The organism is Pandoraea thiooxydans (assembly GCF_001931675.1).
GTDB lineage: Bacteria > Pseudomonadota > Gammaproteobacteria > Burkholderiales > Burkholderiaceae > Pandoraea > Pandoraea thiooxydans.
Map to the genome: position 1 here is coordinate 725,164 of NZ_CP014839.1, position 19,373 is coordinate 744,536.

The window sequence follows — 19,373 nt, forward strand, 5'->3', positions numbered from 1 at the left end:
ATATGTCAAGCGACGCGGCAACGCGCGCCTGGCGCTTGACCCTCGTCAAGGCGTCCAGCGCCGGCACGCGCAGTATCAAAGCAATTCCGGCGCGCAAGGAGCCCGCGAAATCCCATGATGCACAGGCAGATCGAAGCACGCGCGGCGCGCTACCAGCTGTCCCCCGTGTCGCGGCACGTGTGGGCCACGAAATATCGTTGGCAGCCGCCTGGCGGGGCGCCCGAGTGCGATATCGCGCAAACCTGGTGGCGGGTGGCGCGCGCGCTGGCGGGGGCGGAGCCTGCCGCACGCGGTCTGTGGGCGCGCCGTTTCTACCGTGCGCTGGCAGGTTTTCGCTTCGTACCGGGCGGACGCATTCTGGCAGGCGCCGGCACCCGTGGCGATGCCTGTCTGCTCAACTGTTTCGTCATGCCCGACGTGGCCGATGCGGCCGACGCGCGCTTCAGGGCGCTGCGCGAAAGCGCCTTGACGTTGCAGGCCGGCGGGGGTATTGGACTGGATTTTTCCGCGTTGCACCCGCGTGGCGAGTCGGCCAGCGGCAGCGGTGCCTTCGCTGCGGGGCCGATCGCCTGGATGCACGTGTGGGATAAACTCTGCGCGACAGTGGAAACGCGAGGGCAGCGGCGCGGCGCGATGATGGCGGTGCTGGCGTGTGACCATCCCGACATCGAGGCGTTCGTGCGGGCCAAGCGAGAGCCCGGCGCGCTGAGTCATTTCAATCTGTCGGTGCTCGTCGGCGACGCGTTTTTGGCGGCGGTCGCCGCGCGCGCGCCCTGGCCGCTGCGCTTTCCGGCGCGCGGGGAAGCGGGTGGCCAAGTGGTGCGCACGATACCGGCGGTGACATTATGGGATGCGATCCTGCGCAACGCCTATGAAACGGCCGAGCCCGGCGTGCTGTTCATCGATCGGATCAACCGCTGCAATAACCTGGCCTACTGCGAGCGGCTGCATGCGACCAACCCATGCGGCGAAATTCCGTTGCCGCCTTACGGCGCCTGCGATCTGGGCTCGTTCAATCTGACGGCGTTCGTTTGCGCGCCGTTCACCGCGCAGGCGTCTTTCGACTGGCCGGCCTTGCGCCGGCTGGTGCCGCTGGCCGTGCGCATGCTCGACAACGTCTACGAGATATCGGCGTTTCCGTTGCCGGCGCAGCAGGCCGTCGGGCAGGGGGCGCGCAGGCTCGGCCTGGGGCTGATGGGGTTGGGCGACGCGCTGGTGATGCTTGGCCTGCGCTACGACAGCGCGGCGGGACGGCATTTCGCGGCGCGCGTCATGGGTGAGATATGTCACGGCGCTTATCGCGCGTCGGTGGCGCTGGCCACCGAAAAGGGTCCCTGCGCGGCATTTTCGGCCAAACCGTACCTGCAGGCGCCTTTCATTGCGGCGCTGCCGCAGGACATCCGCGACGGTATCGCCGCGTTCGGGATTCGCAACAGCCACCTGACGGCGATTGCGCCGACCGGCTCGATCAGCCTGCTGGCCAACAATGTGTCGAGCGGTCTCGAGCCGATTTTCGCGCCATCCTACGATCGCCGCCTGCGGGGCGGCGAGACCGACCGCGTGATGACGCTGCACAGCCACTCGGTGCTGGCGTATCGCCGGTTGAGCGGCGACGTGACGGGAGTGCCGCCGGCATTCCGGGCGAGCTCGGAGGTGTCGGCCATCGCGCAATTGCAGATGCAGGCAGCGTTGCAGAGGTATGTCGACAACGCTATCGCCAAAACCGTGAATCTGCCGGCCGCGATCGATTTCGAGGCGTTTCGCGCAACCTATGAACGGGCCGCCCGGCTCGGCCTCAAGGGCTGTACGACCTACCGGCCGACAGCCTTGCGCCAGGGCATTCTGTGCGTCAGACCGCCCCATGCCTGAAATCGCGTCAAAGCCGCGAGCTGCCTTGCCTTGAGCGATCCCGCCGCGTTATTGCGCGGGCACCACGCTATATGACTTCGTCAGCCAGGTTTTGCCGTTGTCGCTGGCCATGCAGACCGTCTCGTCGGCCGTGCCATGGACGAAGGCGGTGTGATAGCGCAAGCACAGCGTATCGAACGGCTCGCCTTCGCGATGGCGGCGGGTGAGCACGCCGTCGCCGCGTGCGGTTTTCGCGCCGTAGGGCGCGCGTACGGTCTGCATTTGCGCGACCCAATCGGTCTGGCTGATGCCGGCCTGCAGCGCCGGCGACGCTGCTTTCCAACCGGCTTCATAGTTGCCGCTGTCGAGAATCGCCAGCCAGCGCTGCGCGGCCGCCGCCGCCAGCTCGGGCGAGGCATCGGCCTGCGTCGCCGCCGGCGATTTGCCGCCCCACAATTTGTGCCAGTCCTGGCTCATCGACGAGCAGCCGCCAAGAAGCGTTGCGAGCATCGCCAACATACCGATTCGTTTCAACACGTGCATCGAAGATGTCCTTTGTGCGCGGGATTCCGTTAAGCGGGCAAGGTAGCACCGATAACGCGAGTTGAACAGACCGCCTGGCGGCCTGGTCGTTCCCGGCCGTCGAACAAGGCGCGAGTCAGGTGGTCGGGGCCGGCAGGCGCTCGAGCCTGGCGACGGTCGAGCCCAGGATGATAGCGGCTTGCACGAGAAAGCCGCCGGCGGCCAGAAAAATCGCGCAGCGCGGCCCGTAGGTGGCGCCGATCACCCCGCCCAATGCGGCGCCGAGCGGCCGTGCGCCGGTGTTGGCGGTCAGGAAGAAGGCGGACACGCGCCCCAGCAGGGCGTCGGGCGTCACGCTCTGGCGCAGCGTGGTCTGGTTGATGCTCCAGATGATCGGGCCCGCGCCGAACAGGAAAAACGCCCCGGCGGCGACCGCCATCGAGTGCACCCAGCCGGTGGCGGCCATCAGCGCGGCGGCGGCCACCGACAGCACAGGGCCGATCAGAATTGCCGCACCGAAGCTCAAATGGCGCGCCACGCGCGGCGCCAGCAGCGCACCAAGCACCATGCCGGCCCCTGACATCGCCAGGGTCGTGCCGATGCCCACCGCGTTCAAGCCCAGCACATGAACCGCATAGGGCACGTAGGCCGCCTGCAGCACGAACCATGACAGATTCCAGAACACCGCAGTGAGCAGGATCGGGCGCAGCAGCGGATGAAACCAGGCGAAGCCGGCACCTTCCTTGAGATCGGCCCAAAAGTGGCGTCGCGGCTGGGCCGGCCGGACCGGCTCGGCAATGCCGCGCAGCAACAGCACCGCGCCGCTCGAGAGCACGGCTGCCAGCACGAACGCCTGGGATACACCGGCCCAGCCGATCAGGGCGCCGGCCAGCGCGGGCCCGAGCGCAAATGCGGTGCTGCGCGCCAGTTCGAGCCGGCCGTTGGCGGCCGACCAGGCCTCGCGCGGCACCAGCGCGGGCACCAGAGCCGGCGCCGCAACGCTGAACGCGACGGTGCCGGTGGCGCCCGCAAAGCCGAGCAGGCCGAGCAGGGCGATATTGAGCGAACCCAGCAGCATCAAGGCAGGCAGCGCCAGCAGGGCGATCACTCGGCACATCTCCGCCAGCGTCATGAGCCGGCGGCGCGAAAACCGGTCGACCAGCACGCCGGCGGGGAATGACAGCAACAGGAAGGGCAGACTCTGCAGCGCCGTGAGAAAGCCGGTTGCGCCGGGCCCGGCGCCGAGCGAGAGCACGGCCACCATCGGCGCGGCGGCCAGGCCGATTTGCTCGGCTGACTGCGCCAGCAGATTCGACCATGCCAGGCGATGGAATGGCGTGCCCAGGCCGGGCGTCGATGGCGGGGTGGCGCAAGCGCCGGAGAAGTCTTGTGGCATGATGAACCGCAGGGGAGTGAAGGAGTGCGCAGCATGCGGCATGCGGCCGTCGCGCGCGCTCCGCTTCTTGCGCCCACACTCGGGCCCGGGCGCGGAATTCGACCGCAAGCGGCGGAGTGCTTGCGCCCGGACGCGTACCTATACTCGGGGTACAGTCGTGTCGTGGAGCAGCAGTCGCCACCGGCAAGCGACGTTTCCGGAGTTTGATTTCATGAACGCAATGACCGATGCCGCAGTAAAAGCCGTCTCCGATGTCAAGGCGCCATACGCCAGCGATGAGGCCAAGTGGGAGGCCGTGCTGCAACGCGATCCGGCGGCCGACGGCGTGTTCTATTACTCGGTGCGTACCACCGGCGTGTATTGCCGTCCGTCGTGTGCGTCGCGCCGGGCGCGCCGCGAGAACATCCAGTTCCACGCCAGCGCGCAAGCCGCCGAGCAGGCGGGATTTCGGCCCTGCAAGCGTTGCCGGCCCGACCAGCAAGGCCCCGCCGCGCGGCAGGCGGCGCTGATCGCCGCTGCCTGCCGCACCATCGAGCAGGCACCCGAGATGCCCAGCCTGGAAGACCTGGCGCGTGCCGCGCAGATGAGCCGGTTCCATTTCCATCGCTTGTTCCGGGCCCAGACCGGCGTGACGCCCAAGGCCTACGGCGATGCGCACCGCGCTCGCCGCGTGCGCGATGCGCTGGGCCGCAGCGCGACCGTGACCGAGGCGATTTACGACGCAGGCTTCAATTCCAATGGCCGCTTCTACGAGACTTCGCCCGATGTGCTGGGCATGACGCCGACGGCTTTTCGCGCGGGCGGCCGCGGCGTCTCGATCCGCTTTGCGGTGGGTGAATGCTGGCTCGGCCCGATCCTGGTGGCCGCTACCGGCAAGGGCGTGTGCGCGATTTTGCTGGGCGACGATCCCGATGCGCTGGTGCGTGACCTGCAGGACCGTTTCCCGAATGCGCAACTGGTCGGCGCCGACGCCGAGTTCGAACAATGGATTGCGTGCGTGGTGGGCTTTATCGATCGTCCCGCGCGCGGCCTGGATTTGCCGCTGGACGTGCTCGGCACTGCGTTTCAACAGCGCGTGTGGCAGGCGTTGCGCGAGATTCCGCCGGGCTCTACCGCGAGCTATGCCGAGATTGCCCGGCGTATCGGTCAGCCCCGGGCGGTGCGGGCGGTGGCTCAGGCGTGCGCGTCGAACTGGCTGGCCGTGGCCATCCCGTGCCACCGCGTAGTGCGCACCGACGGCGCGCTGTCCGGTTACCGTTGGGGGGTCGAGCGCAAGCGCGCGTTGCTCGACAAGGAGGCGGTGCAAGCCGGCGGCGGCACGCCTGCCTGACGCAGCGAGCCCGATGGCGCGTGCAAGGCGCGCCGGTTTGGGCATAATCACGGCTCCATCATGAACAGTGCGAGGAGCCGAGATGCCCGAATCCCGGGTGGTGGTGATTTATGCGCATGCGGCGCCCCGCCTGTCGCGCGTCAACGAACCGTTGCGCCATGCGCTCGAGCAGCTCGATGGCGTACGGGTGCGCAACCTGTACGTGCGCTATCCCGATTTCGACATCGACGTCGCCGCCGAGCAGGCTGCACTCGCCTCGGCCGAGCTGGTGGTCTGGCAATACCCGGTGCACTGGTATGCGATGCCCTCGCTGATGAAGGAATGGCTCGACACGGTGTTCACGCACGGCTGGGCTTTCGGCGAGGGCGGCACGGCCCTGCGCGGCAAGGCGCTGCTGGTGCTGCTCACCGCCGGCAGCGCGCAGCAGGCCTATCGGCCCGGGGCGTTGCACGGCTTTCATTTCGACGCTTTTCTGCCCCCCCTGCAGCAGACCGCGGCGCTATGCCGGATGCGCTGGCTGCCGCCGCAGGTGTTCCACGACGCGCGCGGCGCTTCGCCCGAGGCCGTGAGCGCGCATATCGATGCGGTGTGCGCCGCCTTGCGGCAGTTCGTTGCCACCGGCCGCCTGCCGTTTGTCGAGGGAGCCTGAGCGATGGAACAACACACTGTTCTGACCAACGTCCTGATCTATTTTGGCGCGGCCGTCGCGGCGGTGGCGGTGGCGCGCGCGGTGGGCCTGGGCTCGGTGCTCGGCTATCTGATCGCCGGCGTCGCGATCGGACCGTGGGCATTGGGTTTGGTGCGCAACGTGCAGACCATCCTGCATTTTTCCGAGTTCGGCGTGGTGATGATGATGTTCCTGATCGGGCTCGAGCTCGAGCCGCGCCGCTTGTGGTCGTTGCGGCGCGGCATTTTCGGCTATGGCGGACTGCAGATGGCGGCCTGCGCGCTGGCGATCTACCTGCTCGGCATGATGCTGGGCGCCTCCTGGCGGGTTGCGCTGGTCGCCGCGCTGGGCCTGTCGCTGTCGTCCACCGCGATCGCACTGGCGATCCTGGGCGAGCGCAATCTGCGCAATTCGCCGGCCGGCACGGTCAGCTTTGGCATCCTGCTGTTTCAGGACATCGCGGCCATTCCATTGATTGCGCTACTGCCGCTGCTGGGCGGCATCGGCACGCCGGGCGGCGGGCACTGGCCGGCGATCGCCAGGGCGGTGGCGGTGATCGCGGCGGTGGTGCTGGGCGGGCGCTTTCTGCTGCGTCCGGCCCTGCGCAAGATCGCCGCGCTGGACGCCCGCGAAATCTTCACGGCCTTCGCGCTGTTTCTGGTCGCGGGGCTGGCTTATTTGATGCAGAGCGTGGGCGTGTCGATGGCGCTGGGCACCTTCCTCGGCGGCGTGCTATTGGCCGATTCCGAATACAAGCACGCGCTCGAAGCCGATATCGAGCCGTTCAAGGGCCTGCTGCTCGGGCTGTTTTTCATGGCCGTGGGCATGTCGATCGATTTCGGCATTTTCGTTGCGCATCCATGGCAGGTGATCGGGCTGGTGCTGCTGCTGTGCGCGGTCAAGACGGTGGTGTTGACGCTCGTCAGCCGCGCGATGGCGGTCGCCCGGCCGCAGCGCCTGCTGTTTGCCTTCGTGCTGTCGCAGGGCGGCGAGTTCGCTTTCGTGGTGTTTGCCGCCGCGGCTGCCGGACGCATTATCCCGGCCGCGACCGCCTCGCTGCTGACGCTGGTGGTGGCGTTGTCGATGGTCATGACGCCGTTGCTGATGGTGCTGCACGACCGCCTGATCGCGCCGCGTGCGAACCGGCGCGATGCGCGCCCCGACGATACCATCGCCTCGCAGCATAACCCGGTGCTGATCGCCGGCTTTGGCCGCTTCGGGCAGATTGTCGGCCGCCTGCTCTACAGCCAGGGGATCGGCGTGACAGTGCTCGATCACGACCCGGACCAGATCGATATGCTGCGCGAGTTCGGGCTCAAGGTGTTTTATGGCGATGCCGGGCGCATGGACCTGTTGGACTCGGCCGGGGCGGCCGAGGCGAAGATCCTGGTGGTAGCCATCGATGGCGTCGACGAGAGCCTGGCGTTGATCGATCGTGTGCGCGAGCGCTTTCCACACCTGCGGATCTATTGCCGCGCGCGCAACGTGTCGCATATCTACCAATTGATGGATCGGCAGGTTCACGTGATCGAGCGGGAGACCTTTGAATCGTCGCTGCGCCTGGGCCGCGCAGTGCTAGAGGGGCTGGGACACGACCCGTTCGAGGCGCGCTCGATCGCACTGAAATTCCGGCGCCACAACATCGACTCGATCGGACGGGTTTATCCCTTTTATAAAAATCGCAAGGCGCTGGTGTCGAGCGCCCGGGAGGGGCGGGAGGAACTGGAGGAAATGTTCCGGCGCGACCGCGAACGACGCCAGGCCGCTCACGGCGAGGCCTGGTTTTAGTCCGGCCACGCCACGCGCGTGCTCACCCGGCCGGGCGCGGCAAGCGCATGCGCAGGGCGCTCGTGCTGGCGGCGAGCAGCGCGAAGCCGGCGGCCACGACCAGCGTGACGGTGGTGCCGCGCACCGGGGCCAAATTGAACACCAGCGCCACCAGTGCGGCGCCGGTGGTCTGTCCGACCAGCCGCGCGGTGCCCAGCATGCCGCTCGCGCCGCCGCTGCGGTGCCTGGGGGCCGAGGTAATGATCGCGTAGTTGTTCGGCGACTGAAACAGCCCGAAGCCGACGCCGCACAGCGCCATGCGCCAGACGATGTCGAGCGACGACGGATGCACCGACAGCATCGCCAGCAGACTCAGGCCGCTGCAGAAAACCAGCAGCCCGATGGCACCCAGCAAGCCGGGGTGGTAGCGCTCCACCAGCCGTCCAGCGACCGGCGCGACCACCACGATGGCCAACGGCCACGGCGTCATCAGCAAACCGGTGGCGACGTAACTGCGCCCGAGCGTGTCCTGCAGGAAGAACGGCAATGATACGAAGGCCAGCATCTGTGCGGCGAACGAACAGACCGACGTACTCATCGAGAGGGCGAACATCGGGATGCGCAGTAAATCGATCGGCAACAACGGCGACGGCAGGATCAATTGACGACGCACCAGCAGCACGCCGATGGCCAGCGACGAAAATAGCTCCAGTGCGACCATGCTGAGTCGCTGGCCATGACCGAAGCTGTCGATGGCGGAAATCAGCAGTCCGAATGTCAGGGCGTTGTAGAGCGCGCTTTGCCAGTCGAATGCGTGAGGCGAGCGCTGGCTCTCGGGCAGGGCACGCATGGCGACCACGAAGGCGGCTATGCCGATCGGCACGTTCACGGCGAACAGCCATTGCCAGTGCGCGATGGCCAGAATGCCGGCGGCGACCGTCGGGCCGGCCGCGGCGGCGCCGGCCACTACCAGCGCGTTGATGCCGATGCCCCGCCCGAGCAGGCGTTGCGGATAAATCACACGTACCAGCGCGGTGTTGACGCTCATGATGCCGGCCGCGCCAAAACCCTGCAGCACCCGCGCCAGGGTCAATGTCAGCAGCGAATCGGATAGCGCGCAAGCCAGCGAGGCGACCGTGAAAATTGCCAGGCCGATGCGATAAATGCGCCGGTAACCGACGATGTCACCCAGCGAAGCCAGCGGCAGCAGCGAAATCGTGATCGCCAACTGATAGGCGTTGACGATCCATATCGAGGCGGCCGGCCGCGCATGCAGATCGCTGGCGATGGTCGGCAGCGCGACATTGGCGATCGCGCCGTCGAGCACAGCCAGCGTGAGGCCCAGGATGATCGTCAGGATTGCCCAGTAGCGTTGCGGCAGCGGCAGACCGTCGGTCGGTTTATCGGACATGGTCGGATGCGAGGGGACGGCGCGCGCTTCGCGCAGCGCGCAGGGTTGAGATTTTGCCAAACAATCCGGGTTGGCCCAAGCGCCATGCCGCAGCGTAAAATACCGCGACGCGATTCGAGGGCCGCTTATGCTGCTTTATGCCATTTTTCTGGTGGCGATCGTCGCCGAGGCGATGACCGGCGCGATGGCCGCCGGCCGGCGCGACATGGATCTGTTCGGCGTGTGTTTCGTCGCCTGCGTGACCGCGCTGGGCGGCGGCTCGGTGCGCGACGTGCTGCTCGGGCATTACCCGCTGAGCTGGGTAGGACACCCGGAATACATCTGGTTCACGGCGGGTGCGGCATTGGCCGCGGCGCTGCTCGCCGGGGTGCTGCGCTATTTGCGCGTGGTGTTCCTGCTGATCGATGCGCTGGGGTTGGTGGCGTTCACGCTGATCGGCTGCAATGTCGCGCTGGAGGCAGGGCATGCCGCCACCGTGGTGATCATCAGCGGCCTGATCACCGGGTGCTTCGGCGGTATCATGCGCGACCTTTTCTGCGGCGACGTGCCGCTCGTATTTCGTCATGAAATGTATGCCAGCATCTCGCTGCTGGTGGGTTTGGCCTATGTCGTGCTGCGGCACTTCGCGGTACCCGAGGGCGCGGCCGTGGTCGGCTGCCTGATTGGCGGGTTCTGTCTGCGCGCGCTGGCGATTCGTTATGACTGGCATATTCCGAAGTTCGTCTACCGTGACAAGCCCTGAGACGGCGGCGTTGCCGTCGCCGCCGGGTCAAAGCGCCATTTCAGGATGGCCGCGGCCAGCACGATGACGCTGGCCAGCACGATCGACAGGTCCAGCGCAGCCCGCTCGCCGAAATGCGCGATCACGAATGCATAGGCCAGCGGCGAGACCGCCGAGAGCAGGAAGCTGGGCACCAGCAACTGCCCGACGAAGCTGCCATAGGTGCGATGGTCGAACAGCACCAGCGGCAAAGTGCCGCGCGTGATCGTCACCAGTCCATTGCTGGCCCCGTACAGAAATGCGAACACGATGGCTGCGGCGAGGAAGTGACCGCTGAACACACCGGCGAGAAAACACAGCGGCAGGCCCGCGGTGGCGAGCAAATTGAGCTGCAGCGGGTGCAGGCGCTTGCCGAATGCCACTTCGCACAGGCGTGACGACGATTGGCCGATGCCGCGCAGCGTCGAGATCCAGACCGCGAGGCCGGCACCCAGGCCGAGACCCGACAGGATGTCGATCATGTGCGCCGACATGCCCGAGTTGAGGAAATTCGCCAGCGTGACGATGACCACATACAGCCCGCCGGCGAGCAGCCGCTGCGACCCGGTCGCCGCCAGTGCCGGCGGCGCGGCGTGCCTGGCGCCCGGCGATGCGCGGTATCTGCCGGCCGGAATGGCCAAATGCAGCGGCAGCGTCAGCAGCGCGAAGCCGGCGTAGGCCAGCAGCGCCCCGCGCCAACCGAAGGCGAGCGCGAGCCGGTGGCCGAGCGGCCAGAATACCGTCGAGGACAAGCCCCCGAGCAGCGTGATCTGGGCCATTGGCTGGCGTGCTTCAGGGCCGCCAAGACGCGCCAGCGCGGCGAACGCGGCGTCATAAAGCGTCAGCCGCATGGCCAGACCCAGGCATAGCCAGGCCGCGTAATAAATCAGCACGTTATGCGACAGCGCGAGGCCGGCGCAGCCGATTGCGCTGCACAGCGAACCGGCGGCCATCACCGGGCGCCCGCCGAAGCGGTCGATCAGGCGTCCGGTCACGGGCGAGACCAGGCCCATCACCAGCAGCGCGGCCGAGAACCCGCCGTAGACGAGCGTCGGCGGCCAACCCAGGTCGGCAACGATCGATGCCCCGAAGCCGCCGATCAGATAGTAGGTGATGCCCCAGCAGATCAACTGCGACAGGCCCAGCAGCACCACGGTGCGGCGCGCGATCATCGGGCGCCTTGCCCGGCGGTGAAGCCCGTGGGCGGCGAATCCATGCCGTCGCCCAGGGCGCGTTGCATCAGCACCGTGTTGACCCACTGGCCATGCTTGAAGCCAACGCCTTCGAAGGTGCCGACCAGCCGAAAGCCCAGCGCCCGGTGCAGGCCGACCGACCCGGCGTTGCCGCTATTGCCGATGACGGCGATCATCTGGCGCCAGGGACCGCTCTCGCAGCGTGCAATCAACGCGCTCAGCAAGGCCCGGCCGATGCCTCGGCCGGCCAGTTCCGGGGCGATGTAGATCGAATCCTCGATGGTATGGCGATAGGCCGGGCGGGTTCGGTAGGGCGTCGCGTAGCAATAGCCGACCACGGTGCCGTCCTGCTCCGCGCTCAGATAGGGCAGGCCGTGACCCAGCACGGCAGCGCGTCGCGCGCGCAACTCGGCCAGATCAGGCGGCACTTCCTCGAAGCTGGCCAGGCTATGCCGCACGTGATGGGCGTAGATCTGCTGGATCGCAGGCAGGTCGGCTTCGGTAGCGTTCCGAACGATCAGGCCGGGCGGAGTGAGGCTGGGCATGCGACATCCTGTGGCGGGTCGCCGGCGGGGCGCCGGACGCGAAAGCCATGATTTTACTTGCGATGTGAAGGAAATGCTTGGCGAGCCGATCGACCCGGGCTGCGGGTCGCACCGCAAGATTCGGAGTGCGGCACAACCAGCCTCGACGCTAGGATGGGAGATCGAATTCACCATGTGAGGAAAATTGCCCGATGCACGCTTCCGTATTTGATCGCGTTCAGGTCGCCCAGGCCGCTCCGTCCACGCTCGACTGGGCCGCCCGCGTCGACGCGCAGCCCTGGGCAGACTTGGGCGTCGCGCTCGACGAGCGCGGCTGGGCGGTCGTACCTGGCCTGCTCGGCGCGGATGAGTGCGCTCGGTTGGCTGTCGGCTACGCCGACGATGAGCGCTTTCGCAGCCGCGTGGTGATGAGCCGGCACGGTTTCGGGCGCGGTGAATACCGCTACTACGCATACCCGTTGCCGCAGCCGGTTCATGCCCTGCGCACTGCGTTGTACCCGCATCTTTGCGAGATCGCCAATCGCTGGCAACGGGCGCTCGGTCTCGCGGACCGATTCGAGCGCAATCATGCAGCGTTCCTGCGGCGCTGCCAAGACGCCGGCCAGCGCCGTCCGACCCCGCTGCTGCTCCAATACGGCCCCGGCGACTATAACTGCCTGCATCAGGATTTGTACGGTGAGCACGTATTTCCGCTGCAAGTGGCAATTCTGCTGTCGGCACCGGCGCGCGACTTCACCGGCGGCGAATTCGTGCTGACCGAACAGCGCCCGCGCATGCAGTCGCGCCCGCACGTGGTACCGCTGAAGCAGGGCGACGCGGTGATCTTCGCCGTGCACCACCGGCCAGTACAGGGCGCGCGCGGCATCTACCGGGTCAATCTGCGCCACGGCGTGAGCGAGGTCCGCTCGGGGCGGCGACACACGCTGGGCCTCATTTTTCACGATGCCCAGTAGGCGGGGCTGACGGTTCCGCGAGGCAACGCCAGACGTCCGTGCCGCAAAAAATGCTGGACGGCACGCTCGAGGGCCGCTATTCTAAAAAACATCCGATTTTTGACCTGCGCGATTTTTCGCGCAAAATCAGCAGTCCGCCACCGGATTGCCTCCCGCAAACGCGCCATGACGAATTTTCGTTTTGCCAACTCGAGTCAGGACACAGCCGCCGCGCTGTTGCTGCCTGCTCGCGTGCGCGTGTCGGGCCGTATCCTCTCGCTATCCCTCCTACTAGACCTACCGATCGGCTGCCGGGCCTAGTGTCGCGTGGCAGTCCGCCAGCCGGTCGCCACACACACATTTCCTGAGTCTAGTTGTCGGAGGTTTCCATGTTGCAAGACCCCTCAAGCAAGTATCGCCCTTTCATTCCGTTCGCCCGCGATTTCACCGAGCGCACCTGGCCGAGCCGCCGCATCGAGGCGCCGCCGATCTGGATGAGCACCGATTTGCGCGACGGTAATCAGTCGCTGATCGAACCGATGAACGCCGAGCGCAAGCTGCGGTTTTTCGAGCAACTGGTGGCGGTCGGCCTCAAGGAAATCGAGGTTGCGTTTCCGTCGGCCTCGCAAACCGACTTCGATTTCGTACGCAAACTGATCACGGAAAACCGGATTCCCGAGGACGTTACGATCGAGGTGCTCACGCAGTCGCGCGAGGAACTGATTCGCCGCACCGTCGACTCGCTGGCCGGTGCACGGCGCGCCATCGTCCATCTGTACAACGCGATTTCGCCGGCCTGGCGCGAGGTCGTGTTCGGCATGACGCGCGCCGAGGTGATCGAGATTGCGGTAGCGGGCACGCGACTGATCAAGCAGTTGACCGAGGCGCGGCCGGAGACCGAATGGGTGTTTCAGTACTCGCCGGAGACATTCAGCACGGCCGAGCTCGATTTCGCGCTGGAGATCTGCAATGCCGTCTCGGAAGTGTGGGGCCCCACGCCCGAGCGCAAAATGATCTTCAACCTGCCGAGCACCGTCGAGTGCAGCACGCCCAATGTCTATGCCGACCAGATCGAATGGATGCATCGTCACTTGGCGCGCCGCGATGCGGTGATTCTCAGCGTTCACCCGCATAACGATCGCGGCACCGGCGTGGCCGCGGCCGAGCTGGCCGTGATGGCCGGCGCCGATCGCGTCGAAGGCTGTTTGTTCGGTAACGGCGAGCGCACCGGCAACGTGGATCTGGTGACGCTGGCGCTCAACCTCTACACGCAGGGTATCTCGCCCGGACTCGATTTCTCCGATATCGACGAGGTGCGTCGCTGCGTCGAGTATTGCAATCAATTGCCGGTCCATCCACGCCATCCGTACGGCGGCGACCTGGTCTTCACGGCCTTCTCCGGCTCGCATCAGGATGCCATCAAGAAGGGTTTCGCCGCGCAGCGTCCCGACGCCGTGTGGGCCGTGCCGTATTTGCCGATCGACCCGGCCGATCTGGGGCGCAGCTACGACGCGGTGATTCGCGTCAACAGCCAGTCGGGCAAGGGCGGCGTGGCCTACCTGCTCGAACAGGAGCACGGCCTGGCGCTGCCGCGCCGCCTGCAGATCGAATTCAGCCGTACCGTGCAGCGTGTCACCGACGAGACCGGCGAGGAAGTCACGGCTGCGGACGTCTATCGCCTGTTCTCCGACGAGTATCTGGAACAGCAGTCGCCATGGCACTTGCGGCGGCATCGCACCGGCCACGCGCCCGGCTCCGAGCGCACGCTGGTCGAGGCGGAACTGTCGTATCAAGGCCAGCCGCGCCAGTGCGACGGACATGCCGACGGCACGCTGGCCGCGTTTGTCGCCGCGCTGCAGTTGCCGATTCGCGTGATGGACTACCACGAGCATGCGATCGGCAGCGGCGCGGATTCGGCTGCGGCCTGCTACGTCGAACTGCGCCTGGGTGACTCGGCCACCGGCTTCGGCGTCGGGGTCGATCGCGACATTGTCACGGCATCGTTCAAAGCCGTGCTCAGCGCGGTCAACCGCCACATTCGGGCCGGTCAGCCCGGCGCGCCGACGTCGGCCGCCGAAGTGGAAAAAGCGGCGAGCTGAGGCCGGGCAAAGTGCTGTAGCGTTGTCATGCCAGTGTCGTCGGAGTTGACACTGGCCGACTCGAGCGGAGAAGATCGGCGACCCGGTTCACGATAGGAATGAACAGGCTCCATGAGCGATTTGTACGATGCCAAGCAAAGCACGCGGGGCGATCCAGCTCTCATCCGCTTGCTGGAGGAGTGCGCCTTCAATGCCTGGCCGGCCCGGCAGACGGTATTTTTCGACGGCTGGCTACTGCGGCTTGGCGCCGGCTACACCAAGCGCGCCAATTCGGCCAATGCCTGGTGTACGACCGGCTCCATGGCTGACGTCATCGGTGCGGCCGAGACGTTCTACGAGCGGCATGCGTTGCCGCCGGTTTTTCGTCTGTCGCCGCTGGCCGGCGAGGAGGCCGACGCCGCGCTGGCCGCCGCCGGCTATCGCCAGATCGACCCGACGCTGGTGATGACGGCACCGCTGGCGCACGACACCCGATCCGACCCCACCGTGACGCTACAGCCCGAAGCGGATGCCGCCTGGTGCGCCGGTTTTGCGCGGGCCAATGCGATAGCGCCCGCGATGCGGGCTACCCATGACGAGATGCTGGCGGCGATTGCCATGCCGAAAGTGTTCGCCGCGCTGTGGCAGGATGGCGCTCCGATTGCCTACGGGCTGGCCGTGGCCGAGCGTGGCTGGGTGGGGCTGTTCGACATCCTGGTCGTGCCCGAAGCGCGCGGCCGCGGCGTCGGGCGCCGGATCGCCGCCGCCTTGCTGGATTGGGGGCGGCGCCAGGGCGCCAGGCAGGCCTATCTGCAGGTGGTCGCCGCCAACACGCCGGCATTCAAGCTCTATCAGCGGCTCGGGTTTCATCACGCATACGATTATCACTATCGCGTAAGGGCAACATAAGGGGCTTGATTTAGTTGCTTTTGGCAAATAAACTTTTGCTTAAGGCAACTTAAGGAGGCGCCCATGTCTGTGTCATCCGACGATCGACTCAAGGAGCGGGCCGAAACCGTCCGCCATTTCAATCGTTTCTACACGCGCCAGATCGGTGTTCTCCACGAGCATTTGCTCGAGAGTGAGTTCTCGCTCACCGAGGTGCGTATCTTGTACGAGCTGGCCCATCGGCCGGGGCTGACCAGCGCCGACCTGTGCCGTGAGCTCGGTCTGAACGCCGGCTATCTGAGCCGGGTCATCAGCGGCTTCGAGAAGCGCGGTCTGCTCGAGAAGACACGTTCGGAGGCCGACGCTCGCGTTGCGCAATTGCAACTCACCGATGCCGGGCGGTCCACCTTCGAGCCGCTGAATCTGGCCTCGCGCCATGAGGTGATGACCATGCTCGGGCGCCTGTCGCTGCCGGAGCAACAGCAACTGATCGACGCGATGCGGCAAATCGAGACCTTGCTCGGCGAACGCGAGCCGAGCTACATATTGCGCGATCCGCGCCCCGGCGACATGGGCTGGATCGTTCACCGGCACGGTGCTCTGTACGCGCAGGAATATGGCTGGAATGCGGAGTTCGAGGCGCTGGTGGCGGAGATCGTCGCGCAATTCGTGCGCGAGTTCGACGCGCGCGCCGAGCACTGCTGGGTCGCCGAGAAGGATGGCCAGGTGGTCGGCTCGGTGTTCGTGGTCCGGCAGGACGAGCACACCGCCAAGTTGCGCCTGCTCTACGTTGAACCGAGCGCTCGCGGGCTGGGCATCGGCAAGCGGCTGGTGGAACAATGCCTGGATTTTGCCAGGCTTGCCGGTTATCGCAAGATGGTGCTGTGGACCAACAGCGTGCTCAGCGAAGCGCGCCATATCTACGAAAAGGCCGGTTTCGCCATGGTCGAAGCGCAGCCGCATCATAGTTTCGGCAAGGATCTGGTTGGCGAAATCTGGGCGCGCGAGCTGTGAACGACACCTCTTCGGCCACCGCAGCGGCCGCTCTCACGGGGATGCTGGTGGGGGCGGCGATGGTCGCCACGCGCACCGTGGCGCACGATGTCGCGCCGGTCACACTGGCGTTTCTGCGGTATCTGATCGGGCTGGGCATACTGGCGTTGCCGGTGCTTCATGCGAGCCGATCGCGGCGCAGAGTTCAGTTTGCTGCGAAAGATATCGGGGCGATTGCCGGACTCGGCGTGCTGCAGTTCGCCCTGCTGATCGTACTGCTCAACTATGCGCTGCAGACCTTGCCCGCCGCCACGTGCGCGTTGATCTTCTCGACCATGCCGCTGGTGACGATGTGCTTGGCGATCGCGCTGGGCCACGAGATTTTCAGCCTGGGGCGGGCGATCGGCTTGCTGTTGGCGATGTCGGGGGTGGCACTGCTGCTCGGTTTCCCCGCGCCGCATTTCGGTGCTGACAGCCCTGGCAGCGCGAGCCATTGGGTCGCGCTTGCCGCCCTGGTGGGAGCCACCGTGACGGGCGCGGCCTGCAGCCTGCTTTACCGGCCGTACCTGCAACGCTACGCGGCCTTGCCGACCAGTGCATTGGCGATGCTCGCCGCCGTGCTGTTCCTGCTGGCTTTATGTGTGGCCACAGGACAATCGCTATTGCCGCCGCTCACGGCTTTTCAATGGGGCAACGTCGGTTTCATCGGCCTGTCGAGCGGTATTGGCTACTTTTGCTGGCTGTGGGCGCTGGGCAAGCTCGATGCCAGCCGCGTGGTCGCATTTCAGGCGCTGGGGCCCGTTACTGCCGCGGCTATCCAGCTCGTGCTGGCCCGCCAGTGGCCATCATGGTCGTTGTGCCTGTCGATCGCGCTGGTGGCGACCGGCCTGAACATTGCCCTGCGCGAGCGGCGCGCGCGCCGCGCGGCGCCGGGCCTGGGGTAGGCATCGCACGTTGGCGATGCGCTCAAAACGAAGCCGGGCCAGCTATCTCGATCAGGCCTGCTGCAGGCAATGCAGGGATTTCAGTGTGCTGGACACGGCGTCGTCCCAATCGGTATGCGGCTCTTCGCCCAGCATTTGCACGAGCGCCGCATTGTCCATGCGCAGTGGCTGTTGCCACAGGTAGCGCATCTCGCGTACTTCGCGCAGCAGCGTCGAGAATGGCGCCAGCAGCGGTAACAGCCACCATGCAAAGGCGCGCACCCTTAGATCGGCCCGGCCGGATGCGCGGCGCACCGCGTCGATCATGGTCTTGCCGTCGGCGTCCCAGTGGCCGCGCATGTGATAGACCGCGAAAGCGGGCAGGCGCGCGTCCTGCTCGATCAGCCGGAGCATGGTTTCGGCCACGTCCGGCACATAGGCCCATTGGTGACCGATGCCCGCCTGGCCGGGGTAGGTCACGGCGCGCAGCGGCTTGCCGGGCTTGACGAGGCCGCCGGCAAACCAGTTGCTGGCCGCGCCCGGACCGAAAAAATCGCCGGCGCGTACCACCAGGGCCCGCACGCCGTCGGCCGCGGCGACGCGCAGGCGCTGCTCGAGTTCGGCGCGGATCGCCCCCTTGCGGGTGCGCGGTCGCTGCGGCGAGGTCTCCGACAGAATGGGAAAAGCGTCCGGGCCGAAGTTGTAGACGGTGCCCGGCAGCACGATGCGCGCTCCGCTGGCGCGGGCCGCGGCGATGCTGTTGTCGATCATCGGCAGGACCAGCTTGTCCCAATCGCGGTAGCCGGGCGGATTGACCGCATGCACGATCAGCGCCGCGCCCTCGGCGGCGGCCAAGACGTCGGCGCGCCGCATGGCGTCGCCTTGCCGCCACTCGAAGCGCGCATCACGCCGCGCCAGCGCATCGGGCCGGCGGTGCAGGGCCCGCACCTGCCAGCCCCGCGCCGCCAGCGCGCGAGCCACCTCGCCGCCGATGCCGCCGGTGGCGCCCAGTACCAATGCGATTCGTTGCTGCGTCATGAGGATCTCCTGAAGTTCCATGCCGAGCATTCTTGCGCGAATTCTGATTAAATGAAATTATCTATACCGATAGATAAGCTATACATATTTGTATGACAGAAAATGAACCGAACTGGACCTTTTACCGCACGCTGCTCGGGGTTTTCCGCGCCGGATCGCTTTCCGGCGCGGCCCGCTCGCTGGGCTTGACGCAGCCCACCGTCGGGCGCCATCTGGATGCGCTCGAGCAGGCGCTGGGCTTTGCGCTATTCGTGCGTACCCAGCAGGGCTTAAGTCCGACCGAGGCGGCGCTCGCGCTGCGGCCCTATGCCGAGGCGCTCGAATCGACCAGTGCCGCGTTGTTGCGCGCCGCCTCCGGCCAGGGCGAGGGCGGCGGCGTGCGCGGCACGGTGCGCATTACGGCCAGCGAGGTGATCAGTGCCGAGGTGCTGCCGTCGATCCTGACGGCGTTGCACGACCGGCATTCCGATCTGTCGATCGAGCTGGCGCCGTCGAACCGTCTCGAGGACCTGCTGCGACGCGAGGCCGATATCGCAGTGCGGATGCAGCGGCCAAGCCAGGAAGCATTGGTGGCCCGGCACATCGGGCCGATCGAGCTGGGTTTGTATGGGCATCGACGCTATCTGGCGCGGCACGGCACGCCCACCGGTGTCGCGGCGCTGGGCGCGCATGCATTGATTGGCTACGATAAAGAGACGCCGTTCCTGCGCGGGATGAGGGCACGCTTGCCGGCCCTCAAGGATGTCCGTTTCGCGCTGCGCACCGACAGTGACCTGAGCGCGCTGGCGGCGTTGCGCGCCGGTTTTGGTCTCGGCTTTTGCCAGGTCGGGCTGGCACGCGGCAATGCCGACCTGATCCGCCTGTTCCCGAAACAGATCGCGCCGCGGCTCGACGTCTGGCTGGCGATGCACGAGGATCTGCGCGACAGTCCGGGCTGCCGCGCCACGTTCGCGGCGCTCGCCGAGGGCCTCACGAGCTACGTGACGAGCGGCCGGGGCTGAACCGGGCGGGGCCTGCACGCTCGGGCATCCGACGGTATCATGGCGACGGGCCATGAATCCTCTCTTGCTGTTACCCCCTCG

Annotated in this window: 17 protein-coding genes; 11 read left to right on the forward strand and 6 right to left on the reverse strand. The window is 66.6% G+C overall.

Features of this window, described 5'->3' with window-relative positions; translation table 11 throughout:
• The first annotated feature begins 114 nt into the window (after positions 1–114).
• The gene (locus PATSB16_RS03240) at positions 115–1,869 is read left to right on the forward strand and encodes an adenosylcobalamin-dependent ribonucleoside-diphosphate reductase (RefSeq protein ID WP_047212616.1); all 1,755 of its coding nucleotides are present in this window, start codon (positions 115–117) and stop codon (positions 1,867–1,869) included.
• A 48-nt stretch (positions 1,870–1,917) separates the two neighbouring features.
• Here the strand turns inward: PATSB16_RS03240 and PATSB16_RS03245 are convergent, their stop codons facing one another.
• Together PATSB16_RS03245 and PATSB16_RS03250 are read right to left on the reverse strand one after the other, a co-directional pair.
• A complete protein-coding gene (locus PATSB16_RS03245; protein ID WP_052892551.1) occupies positions 1,918–2,391 on the reverse strand; it encodes a DUF4019 domain-containing protein in 474 nt (157 codons plus the stop codon).
• Between the two features lie 115 nt (positions 2,392–2,506).
• Entirely contained in the window at positions 2,507–3,766 is a 1,260-nt protein-coding gene (locus PATSB16_RS03250) for an MFS transporter (RefSeq protein ID WP_047216230.1), read from the reverse strand.
• A gap of 211 nt (positions 3,767–3,977) precedes the next feature.
• Between PATSB16_RS03250 and ada the strand changes: the two genes are divergently transcribed.
• From ada to kefC, 3 genes are all read left to right on the forward strand, one after another.
• A complete protein-coding gene (gene ada, locus PATSB16_RS03255; protein WP_156884579.1) occupies positions 3,978–5,096 on the forward strand; it encodes a bifunctional DNA-binding transcriptional regulator/O6-methylguanine-DNA methyltransferase Ada in 1,119 nt (372 codons plus the stop codon).
• A gap of 82 nt (positions 5,097–5,178) precedes the next feature.
• Positions 5,179–5,745, forward strand: coding sequence for a glutathione-regulated potassium-efflux system oxidoreductase KefF (gene kefF, locus PATSB16_RS03260; protein ID WP_047212617.1), 567 nt, complete (start codon positions 5,179–5,181; stop codon positions 5,743–5,745).
• Positions 5,746–5,748: 3 nt separating this feature from the next.
• Complete coding sequence (gene kefC, locus PATSB16_RS03265) at positions 5,749–7,551, forward strand: glutathione-regulated potassium-efflux system protein KefC (RefSeq protein ID WP_047212618.1); 1,803 nt, start codon at positions 5,749–5,751, stop codon at positions 7,549–7,551.
• 22 nt (positions 7,552–7,573) lie between these two features.
• On the opposite strand, the gene PATSB16_RS03270 is transcribed toward kefC, so the two are convergent.
• Complete coding sequence (locus PATSB16_RS03270) at positions 7,574–8,941, reverse strand: MFS transporter (protein WP_047212619.1); 1,368 nt, start codon at positions 8,939–8,941, stop codon at positions 7,574–7,576.
• A gap of 127 nt (positions 8,942–9,068) precedes the next feature.
• Here PATSB16_RS03270 and PATSB16_RS03275 point away from each other — a divergent pair, with 127 nt between their 5' ends.
• Positions 9,069–9,683 (forward strand): trimeric intracellular cation channel family protein, encoded by a 615-nt coding sequence (locus tag PATSB16_RS03275; protein WP_047212620.1) that lies wholly within the window; start codon positions 9,069–9,071, stop codon positions 9,681–9,683.
• Here the strand turns inward: PATSB16_RS03275 and PATSB16_RS03280 are convergent.
• A complete protein-coding gene (locus tag PATSB16_RS03280; RefSeq protein WP_047212621.1) occupies positions 9,665–10,873 on the reverse strand; it encodes an MFS transporter in 1,209 nt (402 codons plus the stop codon). The two genes, PATSB16_RS03275 and PATSB16_RS03280, sit on opposite strands and share 19 nt — an antisense overlap.
• A complete protein-coding gene (locus tag PATSB16_RS03285; protein WP_047212622.1) occupies positions 10,870–11,439 on the reverse strand; it encodes a GNAT family N-acetyltransferase in 570 nt (189 codons plus the stop codon). Before PATSB16_RS03285 ends, PATSB16_RS03280 begins: the two co-directional genes overlap by 4 nt.
• 191 nt (positions 11,440–11,630) lie before the next feature.
• On the opposite strand from PATSB16_RS03285, the gene PATSB16_RS03290 reads away from it, so the two are divergent.
• From PATSB16_RS03290 to PATSB16_RS03310, 5 genes are all read left to right on the forward strand, one after another.
• Positions 11,631–12,392: a 2OG-Fe(II) oxygenase gene (locus tag PATSB16_RS03290; RefSeq protein WP_047212623.1), complete on the forward strand. Its 762-nt coding sequence runs from the start codon at positions 11,631–11,633 to the stop codon at positions 12,390–12,392.
• Positions 12,393–12,760: 368 nt separating this feature from the next.
• Positions 12,761–14,470: a 2-isopropylmalate synthase gene (gene leuA, locus PATSB16_RS03295; protein WP_047212624.1), complete on the forward strand. Its 1,710-nt coding sequence runs from the start codon at positions 12,761–12,763 to the stop codon at positions 14,468–14,470.
• A 111-nt stretch (positions 14,471–14,581) separates the two neighbouring features.
• Entirely contained in the window at positions 14,582–15,358 is a 777-nt protein-coding gene (locus PATSB16_RS03300; protein WP_047212625.1) for a GNAT family N-acetyltransferase, read from the forward strand.
• A 63-nt stretch (positions 15,359–15,421) separates the two neighbouring features.
• Entirely contained in the window at positions 15,422–16,351 is a 930-nt protein-coding gene (locus PATSB16_RS03305) for a bifunctional helix-turn-helix transcriptional regulator/GNAT family N-acetyltransferase (protein WP_047212626.1), read from the forward strand.
• Complete coding sequence (locus PATSB16_RS03310) at positions 16,348–17,274, forward strand: DMT family transporter (RefSeq protein ID WP_237170287.1); 927 nt, start codon at positions 16,348–16,350, stop codon at positions 17,272–17,274. Before PATSB16_RS03305 ends, PATSB16_RS03310 begins: the two co-directional genes overlap by 4 nt.
• A gap of 51 nt (positions 17,275–17,325) precedes the next feature.
• On the opposite strand, the gene PATSB16_RS03315 is transcribed toward PATSB16_RS03310, so the two are convergent.
• Positions 17,326–18,291 (reverse strand): NAD-dependent epimerase/dehydratase family protein, encoded by a 966-nt coding sequence (locus tag PATSB16_RS03315; RefSeq protein WP_047212627.1) that lies wholly within the window; start codon positions 18,289–18,291, stop codon positions 17,326–17,328.
• Positions 18,292–18,383: 92 nt separating this feature from the next.
• Between PATSB16_RS03315 and PATSB16_RS03320 the strand changes: the two genes are divergently transcribed.
• Positions 18,384–19,292, forward strand: coding sequence for a LysR family transcriptional regulator (locus PATSB16_RS03320; RefSeq protein WP_047212628.1), 909 nt, complete (start codon positions 18,384–18,386; stop codon positions 19,290–19,292).
• Positions 19,293–19,373 lie beyond the last annotated feature (81 nt).